The organism is Mesorhizobium sp. Cs1321R2N1 (assembly GCF_037179725.1).
Taxonomy (GTDB): domain Bacteria; phylum Pseudomonadota; class Alphaproteobacteria; order Rhizobiales; family Rhizobiaceae; genus Mesorhizobium; species Mesorhizobium salmacidum.
Window position 1 is genome coordinate 1 of sequence record NZ_JAPYKP010000093.1, and the last position, 22571, is coordinate 22571.

General features: G+C 61.0%; 19 protein-coding genes. 14 read left to right on the plus strand and 5 right to left on the minus strand.

The window, feature by feature from the left end; translation table 11 throughout:
• A partial coding sequence (locus O7A61_RS21220; RefSeq protein WP_337131463.1) for an Rne/Rng family ribonuclease occupies positions 1-2299 on the minus strand: 2299 nt, incomplete at its 3' end.
• A 653-nt stretch (positions 2300-2952) separates the two neighbouring features.
• Here O7A61_RS21220 and O7A61_RS21225 point away from each other — a divergent pair.
• The 7 genes from O7A61_RS21225 to O7A61_RS21255 all read left to right on the plus strand — a co-directional run bounded on the left by O7A61_RS21225 (position 2953) and on the right by O7A61_RS21255 (position 11255).
• Entirely contained in the window at positions 2953-4215 is a 1263-nt protein-coding gene (locus O7A61_RS21225) for an N-acetylmuramoyl-L-alanine amidase (RefSeq protein WP_337131464.1), read from the plus strand.
• 214 nt (positions 4216-4429) lie between these two features.
• Entirely contained in the window at positions 4430-6874 is a 2445-nt protein-coding gene (locus O7A61_RS21230; RefSeq protein WP_027146854.1) for a penicillin-binding protein 1A, read from the plus strand.
• A gap of 122 nt (positions 6875-6996) precedes the next feature.
• A protein-coding gene (prfB, locus tag O7A61_RS21235) for a peptide chain release factor 2 (RefSeq protein WP_140508819.1) occupies positions 6997-8128 on the plus strand; the annotation gives its coding sequence in 2 pieces (ribosomal slippage) (positions 6997-7062 and positions 7064-8128; 1131 coding nt in all).
• 606 nt (positions 8129-8734) lie between these two features.
• Positions 8735-9112 carry a hypothetical protein gene (locus tag O7A61_RS21240; RefSeq protein ID WP_337107196.1) on the plus strand — a complete coding sequence of 126 codons (378 nt, stop codon included), beginning with the start codon at positions 8735-8737 and terminating at the stop codon, positions 9110-9112.
• Between the two features lie 116 nt (positions 9113-9228).
• Positions 9229-9597 (plus strand): GFA family protein, encoded by a 369-nt coding sequence (locus O7A61_RS21245; protein ID WP_027146857.1) that lies wholly within the window; start codon positions 9229-9231, stop codon positions 9595-9597.
• A gap of 152 nt (positions 9598-9749) precedes the next feature.
• Entirely contained in the window at positions 9750-10400 is a 651-nt protein-coding gene (locus O7A61_RS21250; protein ID WP_015318025.1) for an OmpA family protein, read from the plus strand.
• A gap of 249 nt (positions 10401-10649) precedes the next feature.
• Positions 10650-11255, plus strand: coding sequence for a hypothetical protein (locus tag O7A61_RS21255; RefSeq protein ID WP_337131475.1), 606 nt, complete (start codon positions 10650-10652; stop codon positions 11253-11255).
• A 51-nt stretch (positions 11256-11306) separates the two neighbouring features.
• Here O7A61_RS21255 and O7A61_RS21260 read toward each other — a convergent pair whose 3' ends face one another.
• Complete coding sequence (locus tag O7A61_RS21260) at positions 11307-12440, minus strand: DegT/DnrJ/EryC1/StrS family aminotransferase (RefSeq protein ID WP_337131466.1); 1134 nt, start codon at positions 12438-12440, stop codon at positions 11307-11309.
• Positions 12437-14110, minus strand: a complete 1674-nt coding sequence (locus tag O7A61_RS21265) for a radical SAM protein (RefSeq protein ID WP_337131467.1) — start codon at positions 14108-14110, stop codon at positions 12437-12439. The genes O7A61_RS21260 and O7A61_RS21265 overlap by 4 nt, the downstream gene beginning before the upstream one ends.
• Before the next feature lie 108 nt (positions 14111-14218).
• On the opposite strand from O7A61_RS21265, the gene O7A61_RS21270 reads away from it, so the two are divergent.
• From O7A61_RS21270 to O7A61_RS21290, 5 genes are all read left to right on the plus strand, one after another.
• Complete coding sequence (locus O7A61_RS21270; RefSeq protein WP_027146861.1) at positions 14219-14851, plus strand: class I SAM-dependent methyltransferase; 633 nt, start codon at positions 14219-14221, stop codon at positions 14849-14851.
• 53 nt (positions 14852-14904) lie between these two features.
• Positions 14905-15573: an acetyltransferase gene (locus tag O7A61_RS21275; protein ID WP_337131468.1), complete on the plus strand. Its 669-nt coding sequence runs from the start codon at positions 14905-14907 to the stop codon at positions 15571-15573.
• Complete coding sequence (locus O7A61_RS21280; protein WP_337131469.1) at positions 15573-16541, plus strand: hypothetical protein; 969 nt, start codon at positions 15573-15575, stop codon at positions 16539-16541. Before O7A61_RS21275 ends, O7A61_RS21280 begins: the two co-directional genes overlap by 1 nt.
• Before the next feature lie 170 nt (positions 16542-16711).
• Entirely contained in the window at positions 16712-17479 is a 768-nt protein-coding gene (locus O7A61_RS21285) for a hypothetical protein (protein WP_337131470.1), read from the plus strand.
• A gap of 23 nt (positions 17480-17502) precedes the next feature.
• Positions 17503-18147: a WbqC family protein gene (locus O7A61_RS21290; protein ID WP_337131472.1), complete on the plus strand. Its 645-nt coding sequence runs from the start codon at positions 17503-17505 to the stop codon at positions 18145-18147.
• Positions 18148-18183: 36 nt separating this feature from the next.
• On the opposite strand, the gene O7A61_RS21295 is transcribed toward O7A61_RS21290, so the two are convergent.
• Together O7A61_RS21295 and O7A61_RS21300 are read right to left on the minus strand one after the other, a co-directional pair.
• Positions 18184-19761 carry a DEAD/DEAH box helicase gene (locus tag O7A61_RS21295; RefSeq protein WP_337131473.1) on the minus strand — a complete coding sequence of 526 codons (1578 nt, stop codon included), beginning with the start codon at positions 19759-19761 and terminating at the stop codon, positions 18184-18186.
• A gap of 192 nt (positions 19762-19953) precedes the next feature.
• Positions 19954-20727, minus strand: a complete 774-nt coding sequence (locus O7A61_RS21300; RefSeq protein WP_027146866.1) for an NAD kinase — start codon at positions 20725-20727, stop codon at positions 19954-19956.
• A 332-nt stretch (positions 20728-21059) separates the two neighbouring features.
• Between O7A61_RS21300 and O7A61_RS21305 the strand changes: the two genes are divergently transcribed.
• Both O7A61_RS21305 and O7A61_RS21310 read left to right on the plus strand, forming a co-directional pair.
• On the plus strand, positions 21060-21251 hold the full coding sequence (locus tag O7A61_RS21305) for a hypothetical protein (RefSeq protein WP_127869399.1): 192 nt from the start codon (positions 21060-21062) through the stop codon (positions 21249-21251).
• Between the two features lie 532 nt (positions 21252-21783).
• A complete protein-coding gene (locus O7A61_RS21310; RefSeq protein ID WP_337131474.1) occupies positions 21784-22353 on the plus strand; it encodes a DUF2569 family protein in 570 nt (189 codons plus the stop codon).
• Positions 22354-22571 lie beyond the last annotated feature (218 nt).

Consider the following 22571-nt stretch of genomic DNA (forward strand, 5'->3'; position numbering starts at 1 on the left):
CATGCTCGCGTTCGCGATCCTTGCCGCCGCGCCGCCTGCGACGCTTGCGGCGCTTGCGGTCGCGGCCTTCGCCTTCCTCGCCGGATCTGGGCTGCTGATGCTGTGACGGCTGGGCGTGCCGTGGTTGCTCGGCCTGTACCGGTGCTTCGTCATCTTCCTCGACAACGACAATCTCGTCCTCGGGCTCTTCCGGCTCGACATAGGCCGGCAGGCTGCGCGCCTCGACGAAGCCTTCCGGCTTTTCGGCCAGCGCGCCGCGGAAGATCGCGTAGTGCTGGGCACCGACCGCATCGTCGGCCTCGATGGTGACGGTCAGGCCGAAGCGGCTTTCCAGTTCCACCAGCGTGCCGCGCTTGTGGTTAAGCACGTAGAGCGCGGTCGCGGCCGGCGTGCGCACCGTGATGTGGCTGCGCGAATCCTTGAGCAGGAACTCCTCGATCGCCCGCACCACCATCAGCGCCACCGACGAATCGGAGCGCACATGGCCGGTGCCGCCGCAATGCGGGCACGGCTTCATGGTCGATTCCAGCACGCTGGCGCGGATGCGCTGACGCGACATCTCCATCAGGCCGAAATGCGAGATGCGGCCGACCTGGATGCGGGCGCGGTCGTTCTTGAGGTGATCCTTCAGCCGCTTTTCGACGGAGCGGTTGTTGCGGTTCTCCTCCATATCGATGAAGTCGATGACGATCAGGCCGGCAAGATCGCGCAGCCGGAGCTGGCGGGCGACTTCCTCGGCCGCTTCCAGATTGGTGTGGAGCGCGGTGTCCTCGATCGAGTGCTCCTTGGTGGAGCGTCCCGAATTGACGTCGATGGCGACCAGCGCTTCGGTCTGGTTGATGATGATGTAGCCGCCGCTCTTCAGCGTCACTTGCGGCTGCAGCATGCGGTCGAGCTGCGCTTCGATACCGTTGCGCACGAAGATCGGCGTCGTGTCGCGGAACGGCTGAACCACCTTGGCGTGGCTCGGCATCAGCATGCGCATGAAGTCCTTGGCTTCGCGATAGCCCTCTTCGCCGGAAACCAGGATCTCGTCGATATCCTTGTTGTAGAGATCGCGCACCGAGCGCTTGATCAGGCTGCCTTCCTCATAGACGAGGGCAGGGGCCGTGGACTGGAGCGTGAGACTGCGCACGTTCTCCCACAGCCGCATCAGATATTCATAGTCGCGCTTGATCTCGGCCTTGGTGCGGCTCTCGCCGGCGGTGCGCAGGATGACGCCCATGCCTTGCGGCACTTCGAGATCGGCAACGACTTCCTTGAGGCGCTTGCGGTCGACCGCGCTGGTGATCTTGCGCGAAATTCCGCCGCCGCGCGCTGTGTTCGGCATCAACACCGAATAACGGCCGGCAAGCGACAGGTAGGTGGTGAGCGCCGCGCCCTTGTTGCCACGCTCCTCCTTGACGACCTGCACCAGCAGGATCTGCCGGCGCTTGATCACTTCCTGGATCTTGTACTGGCGGCGCACCGGCTTGCGGCGGTTGCGCACTTCCTCGAGCGCGTCCTCGGCGCCGACCGATTCGATCTCATGATCGTCTGGATGGGACGAGGATACCTCCTCGAGCATCCCGCGATCATTGTCGGAGGAAGTGGCTTCGCTGCCCTGTTCCGACTGCGGGACGGGCTCGGAAATCACATCGCCCTCGACGGAGGCGGCGATCGACTTGGGGCTGCCCTCGCTGGCCTCGCTTTCATCCTGTTCGGAAGAACCCGCGTCATGTTCGGGTGCACCGTCATGTTCGGGTGCGCCGGCGTCTTCCGAGGCATCGGACACGTATTCCGTGGTCCCGGAAACGTCGGACATGTCCTCGGTTACGGCATCCGGGCCATTGTCGTTGTTTTCGTCTGTTTCGCCGGCGGCTTCGGTTGCCTCGCCGGAATCGGCCGTGCCGGCATCGCGTCTGTTTTCAGCACGGTCGCGGGTCTTGCCGCCGCGCCGGCGACCGCGCCGTCCACGATCCCGGCTCTGGCGATCGTCGCCTTCGCCGTCCTCGTTCTCCTCGTCCTCGGCCTCCTGCGCTTCCGCGCGCAGCAGTGCCTGACGGTCGGCGACCGGAATCTGGTAGTAATCGGGGTGTATTTCACTGAAGGCGAGAAAACCGTGACGGTTGCCGCCATATTCGACAAAGGCTGCCTGAAGGGAGGGTTCGACGCGCGTTACGCGGGCGAGGTAAATGTTTCCTTTGAGCTGCTTCTTGTCCTGGGATTCAAAGTCGAATTCTTCGATACGGTTACCGCGTACGACGACTACGCGTGTTTCCTCCGGGTGGGAGGCGTCTATCAGCATTTTGTTGGGCATTATTTCGTTTCCCCCCGGCAGCCGTCAGCCGCAGCTGGCGGGGCAAAGCCCGCTGCTGTGTGTCTGGATGAGAGTGGGTGCCGGATAATTGAACGTCCGCCGGACGCTGCCTGCGTGTCATGGCGGTGCCGCCCGCAGCCATATTGGCGCGGTTTGATGCGGACCTTTCCATGATTGCGCTTGAAGCCATCGTCACCAGCAGAACCTTTTGAACCAAAGCCCGGAAACCGGACCAGCTTGTTTGCTCATACAGAGCCGGCGCGGGAACAAACCCGGCCGTTTTCCTCACGCAGGCGATTCCCCCGCCACGGGAGCACACCTGCGAAATTCGTCGCAATCACCTGAAGCCTTTTCGCGTGAAGCGAAAGGAGCCGCCTTTCATCTGACCCTGTAGCAGGAAGCTGCGGAGGAGGGCGGTTCCAGGATTGCAGTGATCCACCATCGCTTTTATGATTTGGCGGGTTGGAAGGCAACCCCGATTTCCGATGCCGGCAAAAAGCAGTTCCGTAGCGTAAGCCTGGTTCCGATCCTTGCGTGAAAAGGCTTGGTTAACCTTCTCTGGATACCAATCGTTAATCGAGTTCGCGGCCTAACCGGCACTTTGACGAAACGAGCCGGCGCCTGGCGCCAAAACGGGAGCGACTAGAAGAGAGATGGGACTGGCGGACTTCACAGACAAGGGATGTCGTGTTGGCGGCCAGATTCTCCGAGCCTTCTGTCTCGTGCTGCTGGTGATGTTTTCGTCCGCCTTCTCCACGATTGCCGGTGCCGCCGACGCGCCGCTTGTGGCGAAGGGCTACAAAATGGCCGGCGATGCCACCAAGATGCGCATCGTCATGGATTTCGATCGCGAGCCTGACATCAAATGGTTCCTGCTGCGTGGGCCCAACCGCCTCGTCATCGATCTTGCGAACACCCGATTTGCCATAGATGCCAGGGATTTGAAGCCGCGTGGGCTGGTCAAGGGCGTGCGGCTCGGCGAACTCGGCGAGGGCGTTTCGCGACTGATCCTGACAGGCAGGGGACCGTTCGCCGTCGACAAGCTCGATGTGCTCAAGAACGAGGACGGAACCGGCTACCGCATCGCCATCGACATGTCCGCGGCGTCCGAACGTGAGTTTGACGCCGCCCTTGCCAATCAGGCGCTGACCACCGGTTCCACGGTTTCGACTGATAAAGGCGGCCGGGTCGGCACGGGACCCGTCTCCAATCCCGGCCACAGGTTCACCGTCGTCATCGACCCCGGCCATGGCGGCGTGGACGGCGGCGCCGAGGGCCTGAACGGCACCATCGAGAAGAACGTCACGCTCGCCTTTGCCACCGAGCTGCGCGACAAGCTCGCGGCCGTCGGCAAATACGATGTCTTCATGACCCGTGATACCGATGAATATCTGCGCCTGGACGACCGCGTCCGCATTGCCCGCCAGCATGAGGCCGATCTGCTTATTTCGATCCATGCCGACACGATCAGTGTCAAGGGCATCCGCGGCGCCACTGTCTATACGGTTTCCGACAAGGCTTCCGACCCGCAAGCACAGGCGCTTGCCGACCGTGAAAACCTGTCGGACCAGTTCGCCGGCATGGTCATCAAGGACGACAACAAGGAAGTGACCGACATCCTGATCGACCTGATCCGCCGTGAGACGCACAATTTCTCGATGAGTTTTGCCCATACCTTGGTCGGTCAGCTCTCGACCAGCGTCGGCCTTATTAACAATCCGCAGCGTTCGGCCGGATTCAAGGTGCTGAAGGCCCCGGACGTGCCGTCCGTGCTGGTCGAGCTCGGCTATCTCTCCAACGCCAAGGACGAGGCGCAACTGCTCGACACCGAGTGGCGCGGCAAGGCAGCGCAAAGCATCACCAACGCCGTCGCGTTGTTCGCTTCCGCCCGTGCCGGGGCTGGAACCGGAGGTTGACAATGCCCGGCAGCGCCCGCAACCAGAGGCGGCGTTGCGGGATGACAACACCCGCTGCTTTTATTTCCGACTTGCGGCCGCGAAACGCGGCCCTGCCGTATTTTGTCCACATGGTGGCGACATGGGTTTTCGATTACGGGTTGGGACCGGCTCGAAAGCTTGCGTGGAAGGCGGCTTCGTTTAGGAAATTCCCGAACCAAGGACTGGAGCGGGTATGATTCGTCTCATTGGCTATTTCTTCGGCATCGGCACGACGCTGGCCCTCCTGGCCGCGGCGGGCGTTGCCCTTTACATCGGCCATGTGGCAAAGGATCTGCCTGACTACGAAGTGCTGGCCAAGTACGAGCCTCCGGTGACCACCCGTATCCATGCCTCGGATGGCGCGCTGATGGCGGAGTATGCACGGGAACGGCGCCTTTATTTGCCGATCCAGGCCATCCCGGATCGCGTCAAGGCTGCCTTCTTGTCCGCGGAGGACAAGAACTTCTACAGCCACCCTGGTGTCGACATAACGGGGTTGGCCAGAGCGGTGATGACTTACGTTTCGGGTGGCCCCATGCAGGGCGGCTCGACGATCACCCAACAGGTTGCCAAGAACTTCCTGCTGACCAACGAACGCTCCCTGGAACGCAAGGTCAAGGAAGCCATCCTTTCGTTCCGCATCGAGCAGGCCTATTCCAAGGATCGCATCCTCGAGCTCTATCTCAATGAGATTTTCTTCGGCTTCAATGCTTATGGCGTTGCCGGTGCCGCACTGACCTACTTCGATAAATCGGTGAACGAACTGACCGTGGCCGAGGCCGCTTATCTGGCATCGCTCCCGAAAGGTCCGGCCAACTACAATCCCTTCAAGCACGCCGACCGGGCAATTGAACGGCGAAACTGGGTGATCGGCCAGATGGTCGAAAACGGTTACGTGACGCCCGAAGAGGGGGCGAAGGCGAAGGCCGAGCCGCTTGGCGTTGCTCCGCGCCGCACCGGCTCCTACCTTTTCGCCGGCGAGTATTTCACGGAAGAGGTTCGTCGGCAGATCATCGCCCGCTACGGCGAGAACGCCCTCTATGAGGGCGGGCTGTCGATTCGCACCACCCTTGACCCGAAGGTCCAACTCATTGCCCGCAAGGCGATGCAGAATGGATTGATGAAATACGACACTTTGCGCGGCTATCGCGGGCCGGTGAAGACGATCGACGTCTCCGGCGACTGGGGTGTGCCATTGGGTGCTGTCAAGGGACTGGAAGACGTTCCCGAGTGGTCGCTGGCCGTCGTGCTCGACAGTTCGGCGTCCGGGCTGTCGATCGGCCTTCAGCCCGCACGCCAGGCGTCGGGCGATATCGTGAAGGAACGCGTCGAAGGCACCGTCAGCAAGGAAGACATGGGCTTTGCCATGCGCCATGTGGTCGATGGCAAGACGGTCAAGGCCAGGTCGCCGGCCGACGTGCTGAAGCCGGGCGACGTCATCTTCGTCCAGAAGAACGACGGTTCCGACAATGCCTACAGCTTGCGCCAGGTTCCCGAGGTGGCAGGCGGCCTGATCGCGATGGATCCGCACACCGGCCGCGTGCTGGCCATGGTCGGCGGTTTCTCTTATTCGCAGTCGGAATTCAACCGCGCCACCCAGGCGATGCGCCAGCCAGGCTCTTCGTTCAAGCCGATCGTCTATTCGGCCGCGCTCGACAATGGCTATACCCCGGCCTCGGTGATCATGGATGGTCCGATCACCATCCAGAGCGGCAACACAACCTGGACGCCGAAGAACTATGACGGCACGGTCGCCGGCCCGGCAACACTGCGTTCCGGCATCGAGAAGTCGCGCAACCTTATGACGGTGCGGCTTGCCAATGACATGGGCATGAAGCTGGTCGTCGAATATGCCGAGCGCTTCGGCGTCTATGATCATTTGGCGCCATACCTGCCGATGGCGCTGGGTTCGGGCGAGACGACCGTCATGCGCATGGTTTCGGCCTATTCGATCATGGCCAATGGCGGCAAGTCGATCAAACCGACGCTGATCGACCGCATCCAGGACCGCTACGGTAAGACGGTGTTCAAGCAGGATGAGCGTGGCTGCGAAGGCTGCAACGCGCCTGAATGGAAAAACCAGCCGGAGCCGGAACTGGTCGATAATTCCGAGCAGGTGCTCGATCCGATGACCGCTTACCAGATCACCTCGATGATGGAAGGTGTCGTCCAGCGCGGCACCGGCGCCACCATCGGCGAGCTTGGCCGCCACATCGCCGGCAAGACCGGCACCACCAACGACGAGAAGGACGCCTGGTTCATCGGCTATACGCCGAACCTCGTGGTTGGTCTCTACATGGGCTACGACACGCCGCGCGGCCTTGGCCATGGCGCCACCGGTGGCGGCCTTGCCGCCCCGATCTTCAAGGATTTCATGCGCGTGGCGCTGGACGGCACGCCCAATGTCGACTTCAAGGTGCCTGACGGCATGAATCTGATCGCCATCAACCGCAAGACCGGCATGCGCGCCTCCTCGGGCGATCCCGGCACCATCATCGAGGCCTTCAAGCCGGGCACCGGCCCCGCCGACAGCTACTGGGTGATCGGCATGGGCGCCGATGGCTCCAACGCTTCCGGCGGCGCACTGTCGCCGCAGGCCAACCAGGCCATCCAGGACGGCGGCGGCGGCCTTTACTGACGAATTCAAACGTCCGAATGGGCCAGCCGAGGCTGGCCCATTTCGCTTTACACATCGCGGCACCGTCCCTATGTATCGCGCCGACCGAAGCGTCATTCAGCAACAGGACAAAATATCAGGCCATGCGCGCGGAAACGCAGAATATTGTCGATGAGATCAGGCAGGCGATTACCCTGCTGAGGAGGCATCTTTGACTGGGATCAGGCCATAAAGCGGCTTGAATACCTGAACGTGCGGGCCGAGGACGCAAGCCTCTGGAACGAACCGCTGGAAGCGCAGAAGCTGATGCGCGAACGCCAGGGCCTCGAGGAAGGCATCGCGGCGGTCAAGGGCCTGACCCAGGCGCTGGAAGACAATATCGGCCTGATCGAGCTTGGCGAGGAAGAGGGCGACGAAGGCGTTATCGCCGAGGCCGAGGCCGCGATCCGCTCGATGCAGGGCGAGGCAAAGGCCCGCCAGGTCGAGACGTTGCTCTCGGGCGAGGCCGACGCCAACGACACCTATCTCGAAATCCATGCCGGCGCCGGCGGTACCGAAAGCCAGGACTGGGCCTCGATGCTGTTGCGCATGTACACGCGCTGGGCCGAGCGCCGCCGCTTCAAGGTCGAGGTGCTGGAAGTGCATGACGGCGAAGAGGCCGGCATCAAGTCCGCCACCTTGCTGATCAAGGGTCACAATGCCTATGGCTGGATGAAGACCGAATCCGGCGTCCACCGCCTGGTGCGCATCTCACCTTATGACAGCAATGCGCGCCGTCATACGTCCTTCTCCAGCGTCTGGGTCTATCCCGTCGTCGACGACAGGATAGAGATCGACGTCTCCGAATCCGACGTGCGCATCGATACCTATCGTTCGTCCGGCTCGGGCGGCCAGCACGTCAACACCACTGATTCGGCCGTGCGCATCACCCATATCGCCACCGGCATCGCGGTCGCTTGCCAAGCCGAACGCTCGCAGCACAAAAACAAGGCCAAGGCTTGGGAAATGCTGCGCTCGCGACTCTACGAGGAAGAGCTTAAGAAGCGCGAAGCGGTCGCCAACGCGACCGAGGCGTCGAAGAGCGACATCGGCTGGGGCCACCAGATCCGTTCCTACGTGCTGCAGCCCTATCAGTTGGTGAAGGATCTGCGCACCGGCGTCGAAAGCACCAACCCGTCTAGCGTGCTCGATGGCGACCTCGACGACTTCATGGAAGCCTCGCTGTCGCAACGCATCGAGGGCGGCGCGGGCGAAGTGGTAGCCGACCTGGATTAGGCTGCTCATGCGGGCGATGGCCGCGAGCTCGTCGCAAAAGCGGACGTATCGCCGTGCGGTGAGCGGTTGACCACACGCTTTCCGCCGGTGCCAGCAACAAGCGCGCCGGCCATCGCAAGGTTTCTGATTCGGCGTATTGCTCTCGTGCGGGAAGAGGGTCTTTTCCTGTCCCCAAAACGGGCGCGTCGCATGTTTGCCGTTCGTCCGGCTGCCCACATCTTCGTGGCTGCAGGGCGACGGGTTCTCCATCGCGGACGATCTGCGGCAATGTCACCAGTGATCAAGAGCATGTGATTGCGCGCATCTGACGATCGGCCGGCTGGAACCACTCCGGATCAATCCCGTTGTTTGCATGCCCCGCCTGCCGGGAACAAACCTGGCCTGAATCTCGTCAGCGGTAGCAGTATGTCATGCGCGTGCGCCCATATCCGGGCGCTGCGGCTTCTTGCGCCGACCAAGGAATCAGCCCAGCATCCAAACGCTGGGAGACAAAAAGCATTTATGGCCGGACGCGGCATATCTGCGACTGACGATCGATCCGGCCACTGGGAAGACACGTTCCGGGAACGGGCAGGCGAAATGCTTGACGCTCGAAAGGAACGTCTTATGTCCGCTGCCACGCTCAGATCGGCCCGAGCCGTTCAACCGGTCGGCCGACTTATGTTTTCTCTGTTCGCCGTCGGCGTGATCGCGATGTTCGCGCCAGCTGCCTTTGCTCATGACGCCAAGCCCACGGCGGCAAAGCCGCAGGGTTGGAGCTATCCATTCGCCTGCTGCGCCAACTATGACTGTCGTGCCACGCATACCGGCGAGGTGCTGGAGAAACCCGAGGGCTACGTGATCGCCGGCACCGGCGAGGTGGTTCCCATGACGGACAAGCGCATCAAGGACAGCCCTGACGGCGAGTTTCACTGGTGCGCTCATCAGGCCGGTCTCGACGCCGGCAAGACGATATGCCTGTTCGTGCCGCCGCGCTCTTTTTGATGCTGCGCCGGCGGCCAACGCCATTCGGCAGACGCGTCTGCTGACGGACGGTTGTCAGGATCGCTTCTTTATGGTGCCTTGCCGCTTGGGCGACGGACAATGGAGAGGTGATGTTCATGGCCATCAAGGGAAGCTGCCACTGCAAGGCGACGATATTCGAGGTGTCGGAGGCGCCGCGGACGGTGACACAATGCACCTGTTCGTTCTGCTCGAAACGCGGCTCGCTCTGGGCCTATTACACCCCGTCCCAGTTCAAGCTCATCACGCCGCTGAAGAACGTTTCCTTCTACCAATGGGGCTCGAAGACCGTAAAGCATGGTTTTTGCGCAACCTGCGGCTGCGGCACCTTCACCGAAACGCCGGACTGGTCGACCGGCGAGCCGGATTTCGACAATCCGAAGATCAGCGTCAACTCGCGGCTGTTCGATGACTTCGACCTCGACAAGGTCGAAGTGGTGGTCATTGACGGCAAGAATCTCTGGTAGCCCGCCAAGGTGCTTCGATGCGCAACGGACCCGGGGGAAAAGCCGCGACGGCCACTTTTCCCGTTCCGTTTTTCGCCGCATTTCATGGTACAAGTCGCGACAAGGGCTGATTTGGCGCCAGCGTAAGGCGTGACTTGGAGAGGGACCATCCTATGAAGAAGACCGTGCTCGTCGTTATGGCGACGGCTCTGCTCGTGACCGCGTGCACCACCACCGATCCGTATACGGGCGACCAGAAGATTTCCAACACGGCCGCGGGGGCGGGTCTTGGCGCTCTGGCAGGCGCCAGCCTTGGTCTGCTTGCCGGCGGCAATGACCGCCGCAATGCGCTGATCGGCGCCGGCATCGGCGCGCTGGCAGGCGGCGCCATCGGCGCCACCATGGACCAGAACGAGGCTGAATTGCGCCGGCAGCTCGAGGGCACCGGCGTCAGTGTCACCCGTAGCGGCGACCAGATCATCCTCAACATGCCGTCCGACATCACCTTCAACACCGACCAGGACGCGGTGAAGCCCGGCTTCTACCAGGTGCTGAATTCGGTGGCGCTGGTGTTGAAGAAGTTCAAGCAGACCACGGTCGACGTTTTCGGCCATACCGATTCGACCGGTGGCGACCAGCACAATTTCGATCTGTCACAGCGCCGTGCACTGGCGGTCGCGAACTATCTGTCCGGCCAGGGCGTCGATCAGCGCCGCTTCGCCGTCACCGGATTTGGCAAAACGCGGCCCGTCGCCTCCAATGCCACAGCCGAGGGCCGTGCCCAGAACCGCCGCGTCGAGATCCAGCTGTCGCCGCTCACCTGAGCAGAATCGCGTCTCATGCGAAAACGGCCCCCATCGGGGCCTTTTTTTATCCAGGCGTATTTTGGCGCCCGGTTTCATGACGGCGATCAAATAAAATTAGCAATATCTAATAAGTGCTTTTCCGCAGCCGTGGAAAGGATTAGGATCGACGCTGTTCCAGAGGGGACGGGGCGGTTTTATCGGCCGCGCAATCAACATCTTTGCCGCCTCGGTCTTGCACGGCCAGATCATGAAATCTGGGAGGAATGCATGACAAGAACAGCCAGCCTTGGGCGCTGCGGCGTCCTCGCTTTGACAAGCATTGTAGGTGCATGGTTAGGCCTCGCCACGGCTCATGCCGAGGACGCCAACAAGGCCGACATCGACGCGTTGAAGAAATCGCTCGCCAAATATCAGGACTACACCGCCGCCGTCCGCGATCTCTACCTGTCGACAGTCGGCTGCGTCTATTACAGCGGAGAAAAGATACCCGGCTCCATGGATTATCCGAAGGGCGCCATGGGCATCCATTTCGTCAACGTTCCAAGTGTCGGCCAGAAACTGGATCCGATGCATCCCAATGTATTGATCTACGAACCAACGAAAAAAGGCCTGCATTTGGTTGGGGTGGAGTGGCTGGTGCCGCTGACCCCGGACGTCAAGGAGCCACCAAAGCTGTTTGGTCAAACCTTCATGGGCCCGATGGAGGGGCACTACCCGCTGATCCCGAAGGAGTTCGTCCACTACGATCTTCACGCCTGGCTCGATGACAATCCGAACGGCATGTTCAGTCCGACGAATCCGAAGGTGAAATGCGACAAGGCCGAGTTTCCGATGCTGGAGAAACCGACCAAGATGATGCCCGGACCGATGTGACCGAGCAACTGGGTCAGGGCGGTCGCCGTTTCACGGAAACGCCGAACCGCTCTAACTCTTTGTTTTGGCAGCTGCTTCTGCGACGATTCCGCAGATACGGAAGATCGTTTCATCGGCAAGATCGGTCGAGCAGGGTAGTCCCAGTTGCGTCGCCACCAGCATGTCCGTGACCGGCAGAGGCATCCTGGGAAGATGTTCGAAGGCTACGTGCCGGTGCAGACCGCCGCCCCACCACCGGCGCACGCCAATCCCTGCTTTCGACAGCGCTTTGATTTCACGGTCCATCAAACCAGGCGGCAGGCCAATAGTGACGGTGGAGGAGATCCATTTTTCACCGAAGCCTTCAGGCAAACTCAACTCGGAAATCGACCCCAGCGCGCGGCGATAGCCTGTAGCAACGCGTTTATAGGCGGCACGCGTATGCGGCCAAGCTTCGAGCGCGGCCAGGCCGACGGCCGAGCCATATTCGCTGAGCTTCCCGTTCAATGCGGGCGAGGTAGCCTCGCGAGAATTTGCGAAGCCAAAATTGGCCGCCTTCCCAATCTCCTCGATCAGGGAGCCGTCGTTGGACGCGACGAAGCAACCTTCGCCGATACCAAGTGTCTTGGTGGCATGCAGGCTGACGACTGCCGGAACCCGCGATGCTCTCAACGTGTCGAAGGCTGCGGCCGCGTCGATTACCACGGCAAGACCGGTGTCGTTCTTGAACCGATCCCAGTTTCCGGGTCCCATCGGGCAGCCGAATGGCATCACCGGCATGACTGCTCCGACTTTGCCGGGTGCTTGGCGGATGAGTTCCGCGGCGGCCTCGGGCAACAATTGCTGGGTGCTCAGGTCTACATCGACAAGCCAGGGCACGAGCCCTGCAACAACCGCCGCGTGCGCGCTGGCGGCGAAGGTCCAGGACGGCGTCATGCAGAGACTGCCCCTCGCCGGCTTCTGTGCCATCAATGCCAGAGCTAAGCCCAGCGTTGCATTTGCTAGGCATACCACATGGTTCGCACTTACGTGAGCCTTGAGAATTTCCTGGAATCGCTGATTCAGCGGACCGTTGTTGCTGTACCAACGGTTTGCGTCGATCTCACGCAGATAGGGCAGAATATCGTCCGCCATCGGCAGGCGCGGGCGCGCGACCGGGATATCAGGCGGCGGGTCGGGATCGGCATCCCACAATTGACTCGTCATGAAGCCCTGCTGTCGGCAATCCTGGGCAGGTAGAGATCTTCATTGACCGGCAATGGTCGCAAGGTTTCGGGCCGGCTGCTGCCGATCTGGAATCGGATACTGGTTTGCGAGATGGTGTAAAAATGCCAATGATCGGCGCAAAGCAGCACGAAACTGGCGAATGGTATCGCCTCGCGACCGCAGAGACGGCGGTTGCGGCGCCAATGCCTGACATAGGCGCTGCCGAGCGATATAGCGTGTTGTTTGGCGATAAGAGTTCCAGCCAAGCGCGCGGCCATCAGAAAAGCCCCGGTCAGTTCCGCAAGCCGCCCCATGCCAGAGCGTTTTCTCCCGATCCGGGCCGCCTGAGATGCCCGGCTGCGACGGAAGCCCGGCGATCCAGCATAGCCATCGACCAAGCGATCGAAATAGGCTTCAGGCTCATACAAACGCCGTACCAATCTGTCGTAACCTGTCTTGAGGACGTCGCGGGTCATGTTCTTGGGATGGAAGCTGACATGAGGGTCGCTGAGATCCAGTCGGCCTTCAGTCCTCAGCCGCTCGTAAAGCGGCGTCGTCGGAATCGGGCACAGGATCGCAACCGACACTGGCGCGATGCCGCTTTGCTGAATAAACTCGAACTGCTCGTTGAAGATCGCTTCATCATCGGCGTCGAAACCGACAATGAAGCCGGCGTGAATGACCAGCCCCTTGTTGCGGATGCGTTGCAATTTCTCGATCATGGAGTCGCCGCGGACGTTCTGAACCTTCCTGGCTTCGGCCAATGATGACGTGCGAGGCGATTCGATTCCGACGAAGACCTGCCGGAAATTGGCCAGCCGCATCAGATCGAGCATTTCCTCGTCATCGCTCAGATTGATGCTGGCCTCGGTGGAGAAGACGAGCGGGTAGTTGTTCGCCTGCTGCCAATCGATCAGAACGCGCAGCAGTTCCTTGGCCTTGGCCTTGTTGCCGATAAAATTGTCGTCGACTAGGAAGCAGGTGCTGAACCCGGCTTTCACGATCGCTTCGAACTCGAGGACCATTTGCGCCGGCGTCTTGAGGCGTGGGCGGCGACCGAAAATGGTGATGATGTCGCAGAATTCGCACAGGAAGGGGCAGCCCCGCGAAAACTGCAGCGATGCGACCATGTAGCGTCCAGCTTTCAGCAGATCGTATCGCGGCGTCGGTACTGTCTCCATGTTCGTTTTGGCGTCTTGCTCGTAACGCCGGTGGACTGCCTCGCCCCGGGCGAAAGTCGTCAGGAAGCGCGGCCACGTCTCTTCGGCCTCACCGACGAAGCGCACGTCACAGTGATCGACAAACTCCGATTCCGATACAGAGACGTAGGGGCCGCCGACCACTGTGGTAACCGGAAGATCTCGGAGCCGGTCAAGGATTGCGAACATGCGGTCGCGCTGCACGATCATGCCGGTCACGCCAACGATGTCGAAATCTGTGAGGTGTTCGAAATCGATATCCTCGACATTCTCGTCGACCAGAACGATTTCGCAGTGGTCGGGAGCAAGGGCCGCCAGTGCCGGCAGAGACCCCGTCACGATCCAGCTACGCTTGCCGCCGGGCAGAATGGAAAGGACTTCATCGCGAGTCCATACGGAAGGATGGAAACGTGGATTGATCAGACAAACGCGAAGCTGGCGTGGCGAAGGCGAGGCCGGACTGTGCATCATGTTTGAGCCGATCTGGACCGAGATGAGGAAACCAAAGTATCACGCCGGTAACAGCGTGGTATACAAAGCCATGCCGAACGTATACGCCGATTTCATGAGATATTACAATTGACTGATACTGGTCCATTTGACGCGTTGGTGGGTCACTACGAGTCGTGTCTCGCACGCCACGGAGACACCCCTCAAGGAGTCGACTGGCCCGATGCCGAGGGCGCAGCGACGCGTTACCGCATTATGGCAGAGGTTGTGCGGGAGAGCGATCAGGTCGATCTGCTCGACTTTGGCTGCGGTGCCGGCCATTTCCTCGACTATCTGCGCCACTACAATCGCAAGGTACGATACCGGGGACTTGATCTGTCGGCGCGGTTCATCGACCTGTGCCGTCGCAAATATCCCGGCGTGGCGTTTGATCGAATCGACGTGATGGCGACCGGCGCGGCTGTGCCCGAGGCCGATTACATCATCATGAACGGTGTTTTCACGGAGCGCTGCGGCGTCGCCTACGAGACGATGTTCGATGCCATGACCGAGGTGCTGGTAAAGGTATTTCCCCATGCACGCAAAGGCATCGCCTTCAACCTCATGTCGAAACACGTCGACTGGGAACGCGATGACCTTTTTCACGTGCCCTACGATCGGATTGGCCGATTTGTCGTCGATCAATTGTCGCGCCACCACCTCATTCGTGCCGATTACGGTCTCTTCGAATACACTGTTTACGTTTATAAGGCCGGCACATAGCCGGACACCCAAGATGGTGGCGACCGGGCTGGGAACAAGGGCGTAGGGGCGGCATGGCGGACGTGGTCATTTTTGGGGCAGGGCAGCTCGCCGAAGTTGCCAAAGCCTATCTCGACAAATTCGGCGAGGATCGTGTTGTCGGCTTCACGGTCGACGAGAGCTTTCTGACGCAGCCCGAGTTCCAGGGACTTCCCGTGGTCGCATGGGAAAGGCTCGAGGAGCGTTTCCTGCCTGGCAGCGTCAAGCTCCTCGGGCCTCTCAGCTATCAGAATCTAAACGAGTTCCGCCGGGATCGGCATTGGGAAGGCAGAGCGCGCGGATATGGCTTTGCGCGCTTCATTCACCCCTCGACGCACAATATGGCGGAGACGGTTGGCGATAACTGCTTCATTCTGGAAAACTGCACGCTGCAACCTTTTGTCCGCCTCGGCGAGGGCATCATCATCTGGAGTGGCAGCCATGTGGGGCATCACGCCGTCATCGAGGACTTCTGCTTCCTGTCATCGCAAGTGGGACTGGCGAGCGGTGTCCATATCGGCGCATGCAGTCTGATCGGCGGGCAGGTCGGCGTCGACAACGGCATTATGATCGGTGCGGGAAGCTATATTGAGTCGCGTTGCATGATCCGGCGCGACGTGCCGCCAAACAGTGTGGTGCGCCATCCCTCGGACTTGCCGAAGCCCTATTCCAGCGCCCGTATCAAGTCGATGAAGTTTCGCTGATGCCGGACCATCAGGGGAAATGGACCCGGCACGGGTTGCTGGTTTCCGTAAAGGTGGGGCACGGGTGGTGGGCCAGTCATGCCCAGGTCCCTACGGTCCTCGCTTTTTCGTCCCGGCTTTGGCGCATCTTCTTCGCTGGACGCAACAAAGACAACCGGTCGTCCATTCTGGCTGTCGATGTCGACCCGCAAAACGGCATGCGTGTGGTTGGCGAGCATCTCGATCCGATCATGGAGTGGGGCCCGTCGGGAACTTTCGATTGCTCGGGGCTGGGGCCGTCCTGCGCGCTGATGGTCGATGGCCGGGTTCGTCTCTATTATTCCGGCATCTATGCGCGCAATGATGTCAGCTTCCAGATAGCGATCGGGCTCGCAGTCAGTGGTGATGGGGTGAGCTTCAAGAGGGCATTTGCAGGGCCGATCCGCGGTATTGGCCCGGTGGATCCCTATTTTGTATCGACCCCCTTTGTCGATGCGGTCGAGGGCGGCTATCTCATGTGGTATGCCAGCGGAACAGGCTGGGTCAACGTCAAGGGCGTCCTGGAACCGGACTATGTCCTTCGCAGCTGTGTTTCGCCTGACGGCGTGATCTGGGAATTGGGTTCGAGCATCGTCCTGCCTGACGATCTTGGTGACGGCGTCAGCCACACGCGTCCCTGGCTAACGCATGAGGTTGGGGGCGTGCGCTTGTGGTATAGCCGCCGTGGGCGGGATTTTCGCGCTGGGGGCAACCAGGCTTACCGGTTGTTTTCCCGTCGCATAGACACGCGGGATGGAACCGTCGGCGAAGCCGAGCCAGTGATCTTCAGCAATCCGCCGACGCTCGACGATTTCGACAGCTGGATGCAGGCCTATTGCTGCGTCATGCGGTGCGCGAACCGGGACGTGATGTTCTACAACGGCAACGGGTTTGGCGAGGCGGGCATCGGCTGGGCAACCCGCGATTTTGACATGACGGGACCGGTATGACCTTTGAATTTCGTATCCCGATCCTGCCGGAGCCGGAGTTTTTTTCGAACGTCAAGCTGGCTGCCCTATCGCTGGCCAAGCTCGGCGGCGCTTATGCGACCGCACCCATCGTGGTTTCTGCCGGCGGACATGCCGACGCCATCGAAATGCGCGCCCTAAATCGCTGGTCATTGCCCTATCCGGTGACGTGGCGTCCCGTGCCTCACGCTGTCAGCGACCGGGGCTTTTCCTCGGGTTTTGACCGGTATGCCGAACCGGCGCGAGGCAATGCCGTCATCCTCGCCGATGCCGACGTGTGCCTCATGCGGCCAATCGATGACCTTTTGCAAAGAATGCGCGATGCCAAGCGGCCTCTTATTGCCGGAATGCCGGCGCATTTTTCGCCGTTTTCGAGAGATGGTGCGGAAAATGACGCCGCATGGCGCCGGCTTCTTGAGGCATTCGGCTTCGGCGACACGCCGCTGGACTGGCAGTATTCCATGTCGCCGGACCAAGCCTCGGGCGGCAGCCCTGCCTACTTCAACTATGGTTTCGTGGTCTTCGACAGAACTGCGTTCATCGCCATCCAGCAATTGATCCGGCCTTTGACGCAGCGTGTGTACCACTATTTAAAGGATACGTCCGTCGTCTTCTTTTCCGGCCAGATTGCACTGTCGCTGGCGATCCTGACAGTCGGAGCGGACACCTTGGCTCTCGGGCCGGAATACAATTGCCCGAACTCGGACGAGATGCTGGCTCACGGGCTCCGCGACCCTGCTGATATCAGGGTGCTCCACTACCTGCGCCGCGACCAGTTCGACCGTCACAATTTCCTGTGCAATCGCGGCGAATTCGATGCGTTCTGCGGCAGGTCGTTCGTATCTCCGGTGCTGCAGGCATTCCAGCAACATGTACGAAGTCTCACCTACCCATTTTATGGCGAGCCCGTGACGCGGTGACTGGTAAGCGCACCATTGCTGTCATGCAGCCGTATTTCTTCCCCTATCTGGGCTATTTTCGCCTTTTAGCGGCTTGCGACATCTTCGTCGTTTTCGACGATGTCCAGTTCCCACGCAGAGGGCGCGTACATCGTTGCGAAATGTCGCCGGGTCGCTGGCTGACATTGCCGCTCGCGCCCATGCCATTCGTAACATTGATAAAGAATCTGAGGTGGGCGAGCGACGCTCGATCCACTCTCGACAAGCGCCTTGCCGTATTCGGACTGCCGGGCCAAGCGACTACACCGGCCTCTGAGCGGATCAGCCGCCATCTCACCGGGCCGCTTGGCGACGTCACCGACTATCTCGAAGAAGGTCTTCGGCTAGCAGCCGATGCGCTTGAACTCGAACCTGAGATCTTGCGCAGTTCGAGCATAGACATCGACCCTGCTCTGCGAGGACAGGAGCGCGTCATCAGCATCGTGCAGGCACTTGGCGGCCAGCGCTACATCAACGCTCCCGGCGGCCGCGGCCTCTATATGGCCGAGGCCTTCCGGCGGGTGGGCGTCGATTTGCAATTTCTTGAGCCTTATGCAGGGCGGTTCCCCCACACTCTGCCTGCCTTGTTTGGCAATGACCTCACCGACCTTCGCGACGATGTCCGAAGTACTTGCCTCTGGACCCCGTGACCGGATCGTTCGGCAGCTATTTCCCGGCCGCGCCGGTCAGACCTTGGCGACGATGCGCATGAAGGCCGGCATGTCGTCGCCGAAGCCGACTGTGGTGTCGTTGTCCTCCTGATGGTGGCGGGCAGGGCGGTTGTTACTGCGCTGCGGCCTGGTGTCACCACGCTCAGGTGCGCGCGGCTCATTGCGGTCGGATGATTTGCGTTCGGTGTTTTCCGAACGGATTGCATCCTTGCGCGCGCGCCGTTCGACAATATCGGCCGTCTCGGCCACATCGGGCTGCGGTTGAGCAACCGCGGTCGCGGTATCTTCCTCGCTGTGTCTGCCGCGACGCTCGCCGCCCTTCTTGCGCCCGCCCCTGTCGCTGCGGTCCTCGTCCTTGCGGCCGGCGCGGCGCGGCGCGCCTTTGCCGCGGCGCGGAGCATCGTCCTCGCCTTCGCTGGCAACCACCGTCGATAGGTCGCCGTCATGCCATTCGATCTTGGTACCGATCAGCCGTTCGATGGCGTCGATATATTTGGTGTCAGACTTGGTCGCGATGGTGAAGGACTTGCCCGAGCGCCCGGCGCGGCCTGTGCGGCCGATGCGGTGGACATAGTCCTCGGCATGGATCGGCACGTCGTAGTTGAAGACGTGGCTGACATCGGGAATGTCGAGGCCGCGCGCGGCGACATCCGAGGCGACGAGATAGCGCAGCTTGCCGTCGCGGAAATTGGCCAGCATCTGCATGCGCGCGCGCTGGTCCATGTCGCCATGCAGCGCACCGGCGTCGAAGTCATATTTCAGCAGCGAGCGGAACAGCTCCGAAACCTCGATCTTGCGATTGCAGAAGATGATCGCGTTCTTCAGCTCCGCGTCCTCGGCCTTGATCAGGTTGCGCAGCGTTTCGCGCTTGTCCCAAGGCTTCGAGCCCGATTTGACCAGCCGCTGGGTGATGTTGGTAGCCGCCGACGCGGCCTTGGAGACCTCGACGCGCACCGGCGCATGCAGGAATTTTTCCGTCAGCTTGGTGATCTCTGGCGGCATGGTCGCCGAGAAGAACAGCGTCTGCCGGGTGAACGGGATCATCTCGCAGATACGCTCGATGTCGGGAATGAAACCCATGTCGAGCATGCGGTCGGCCTCGTCGATGACCAGGATCTCGACGCCGTTGAGGAGCAGCTTGCCGCGCTCGCGGTGGTCAAGCAGACGGCCTGGCGTAGCGATCAGCACGTCGGCGCCGCGCTCCAGCTTCTTGTCCTGCTCGTCAAACGACACGCCGCCGATCAGCAGCGCGATGTTGAGCTTGTGGTTCTTGCCGTATTTGACGAAGTTTTCTTCGACCTGCGCGGCAAGCTCACGCGTCGGCTCGAGGATCAGCGTGCGCGGCATGCGGGCGCGGGCGCGGCCCTTTTCGAGCCGCGTCAGCATCGGCAGCACGAAGGAGGCGGTCTTGCCGGTGCCGGTCTGGGCAATCCCCAGCACGTCCTTGCCGAGCAAGGCGTGCGGGATCGCGCCAGCCTGGATCGGGGTCGGCTGGGTGTAGCCGGCGTCGGTGACTGCGGAAAGCACCTTCAGCGATAGGCCGAGGTCTGAAAAGGTCAACGCTTCTTGAGCGATCGTCGTGTCTGAGGACAAGTGTTGCTGTCTTTGGCTGGTTCGGGGAAGCGCAACGTCATTCGTCGCGGCAAGCGCCACGCGCCTGCAAGATTGGTATTGCGATTAGGCGCAAGCCCACGATTTGTCAACAGAAACGGGCAGGATTGGCGCGATTGTGAAGTTGTAACCTTAATCGCGATGCTTAATCCGGCCGCTTGTCTCTGTGCCGGCTCAGTAACGGAACTGTTCGGCCAGGATGCGTTCGTTCCAGGAGTGGTTGGGATCGAATAGCAAAGTCGCGGTGGCAGTCGGCGATTCCCGTACCGTGACCGAGGTCACCGCCTTGACCTCCGTGTGGTCGGCGGCTGCGTTCACCGGCCGCTTTTCCGACTCCAGAATGTCGAAGCGCACGGTCGCCTTGTTGGAAAGCAATGCGCCGCGCCAGCGTCGCGGACGAAACGGGCTGACCGGCGTGAGAGCCAGAAGGGGCGCGTCGAGCGGAAGGATAGGGCCGTGCGCGGAAAGATTATATGCGGTCGATCCGGCCGGCGTCGCGATCATGACGCCATCGCAGTTCAGTTCCTCGAGCCGTATCTGGTCATCGACGCTGATGCGGATCTTGGCCGTCTGATAGGATTGACGCCACAGCGCAACTTCGTTGATCGCCAGCGCCGTGACTTGTTCGCCATCCGAGGTGGTTGCCAGCATCTCCAGCGGGCGGATCGTTTCGGCGACCGCGGCCGCGATGCGCTCGGTGAGTCCTCCGGACCGGTACTCATTCATCAGGAAGCCGATTGTGCCACGGTTCATGCCGTAGACTTTTTTTCCCGTACCCATCGTGTCGCGCAAGGTCTGCAACAGGAAGCCGTCGCCACCCAGCGCCACCACGACAGTCGCCTCGGCGACCGAACATTGGCCATAGCGCGCCGACAGGCTCTCCAGCGCCGCCTTGGCGTCTGTTGTCTCGGACGAGACGAAAGCGATGCTGTTGGCGGCTGTGCTCATGGCTTCCCGATCGCGACCGATTGGCGCCGGCAGGTTCCGGCCGCCAGCGCCGGGGTAGCATGAGGCGGGCAGGTCTGCAAAGAGAGCCTCTGCCGGTTCATCAAGCGACGCGCGGCGGTGCCGCCGCACAGGGCGGTCGCGGTTGATGTCGTGGCGCGACCGAATGTGATGGTTAAGGCCAGGCTTAAGGTCTCGTAAAGCCGGACCGATCATGTTAGCCGGCATGGGTGGCGTGGGGCGCCCGCAGCATCTACCTTATCCTTCGGGACGCAAGGACGCTGCGGCACGTTAGATTTGTGCGCGTGATCCCGCGGATCCTGATGCCAGGGGACATGCGCCAGCCAGACGAGGCCGACATATTGCCGGTAGCACGCCTGATCATCGTCTTTGTCATGTTGGGAAGTTTCGCGCTTGTCTTCGCCGAACTGGTGCGCCAGTCGGAACAAATGAGCGCCAGGCCGGTCCCCACGGCCTCACGCTGCGGTGACGCCGCCGGGATGCCTTGCCCGCAAAGAGCGCTGTAGGCCGCCAAAATAGGCTCATCGATCCGCACCAACCAAGTCTCGCCGACGCCCGGCGGACGGCGTGAGACAGGACAAGGTCGATCGTTACAACTGCGGTGTCGATAAAAGCACCGATGGAAAGGCTTCGGATCTGAAATGGATCCCGTTTCCCTCGCCCTGGGAAACGAGCGCTGCGCCGCATTGACCGGCAGAGTTCTGGGTTGTGGGGGCGGCCGATCGCCTAGTGCACATCGAGTTTGTCTTCCTGCCGACAGAAGCGGCTGAAGGCTCCCGCCCGCGTTCTTCGTTTTTCACGCGAGCCGAAAGTGCCAGGGAGGGGCAGTTCGCTAGCCGTTTCTCAGGAGTGTTCCCGCAGATGGCAGCCGGCCGCTCTTCCGGGACAGAGCAGGATATTGGTGGCGGCGATCGGGGTGTGAGGGAGCAGGCAGGAGAAATCGTCGCTTCGGTATCGTTGTCTACGAAAAATTCAGCTCTTGAGTTGAATTTGAAATCTGATACAACTTAAAAGGGTATAAAAAAAGGGAGGGAATAAATGGGAACGTTTTCCATCTGGCATTGGGTGATCGTGCTGCTGCTGATCGGCGTGCCTGTTTTCTTTGCTGTTCGATCAGCCGCGAAGCCGTCACAGAATCCTGAGGCTCTTGTGGGCTTCGGTGGCTGGCTGATGCTGCTGGCGATCGGTCAGACATTGTCACCGCTACGCACGCTCGCCGACTTCGCCAATTCGGCCGACGGCTACCGGCAACTCATGACTCTCCCAAATGGGCCGCTGGCGGTGTATGGGGAGGTTGCCCTCAATCTCGCATTTCTGGCGCTTCAACTGGTTGTGCTGGTTTCGATGCTGCGGCGAAGCCGCCGGTTCCCGCAATTGTTTCTGCTTCAGTGCCTTGCGATCCCTGTCGTTTTTGTCCTGGATACGATCTGGACTTCGTCAATCCTGGGCGTTCCGGTGAACCAGGTGCTCGCAGGCGATGCGCTGGTGGCACCCCTGGCGTCTTTTGTGGGGGTCGGCATCTGGGCTGCTTATGTCTACAAGTCTGTGAGGGTGAGGAATACGTTCATCAGGACGAACGTGTCGGCCCAAATCGCGAGCGCCTCATAGAGAGTGGCGGCGCTGGCAATCGCTCTACACCGGGGTTTCGGAGGACCTGCGTCTAAGGGCTTGGGGTGGCCCGCCCCCCGGAGCTCGAAGAGTGCCCTTCCCGAGAGATGGGTGACAGTTCATTCCGGATAGATGGGTTACACTTTCGGCCCTTTGCAAGGAGAGCAAGGTGCCTTGGAAGGAGTGTAACGTCATGGATGAGCGGCTGAAGTTCATCG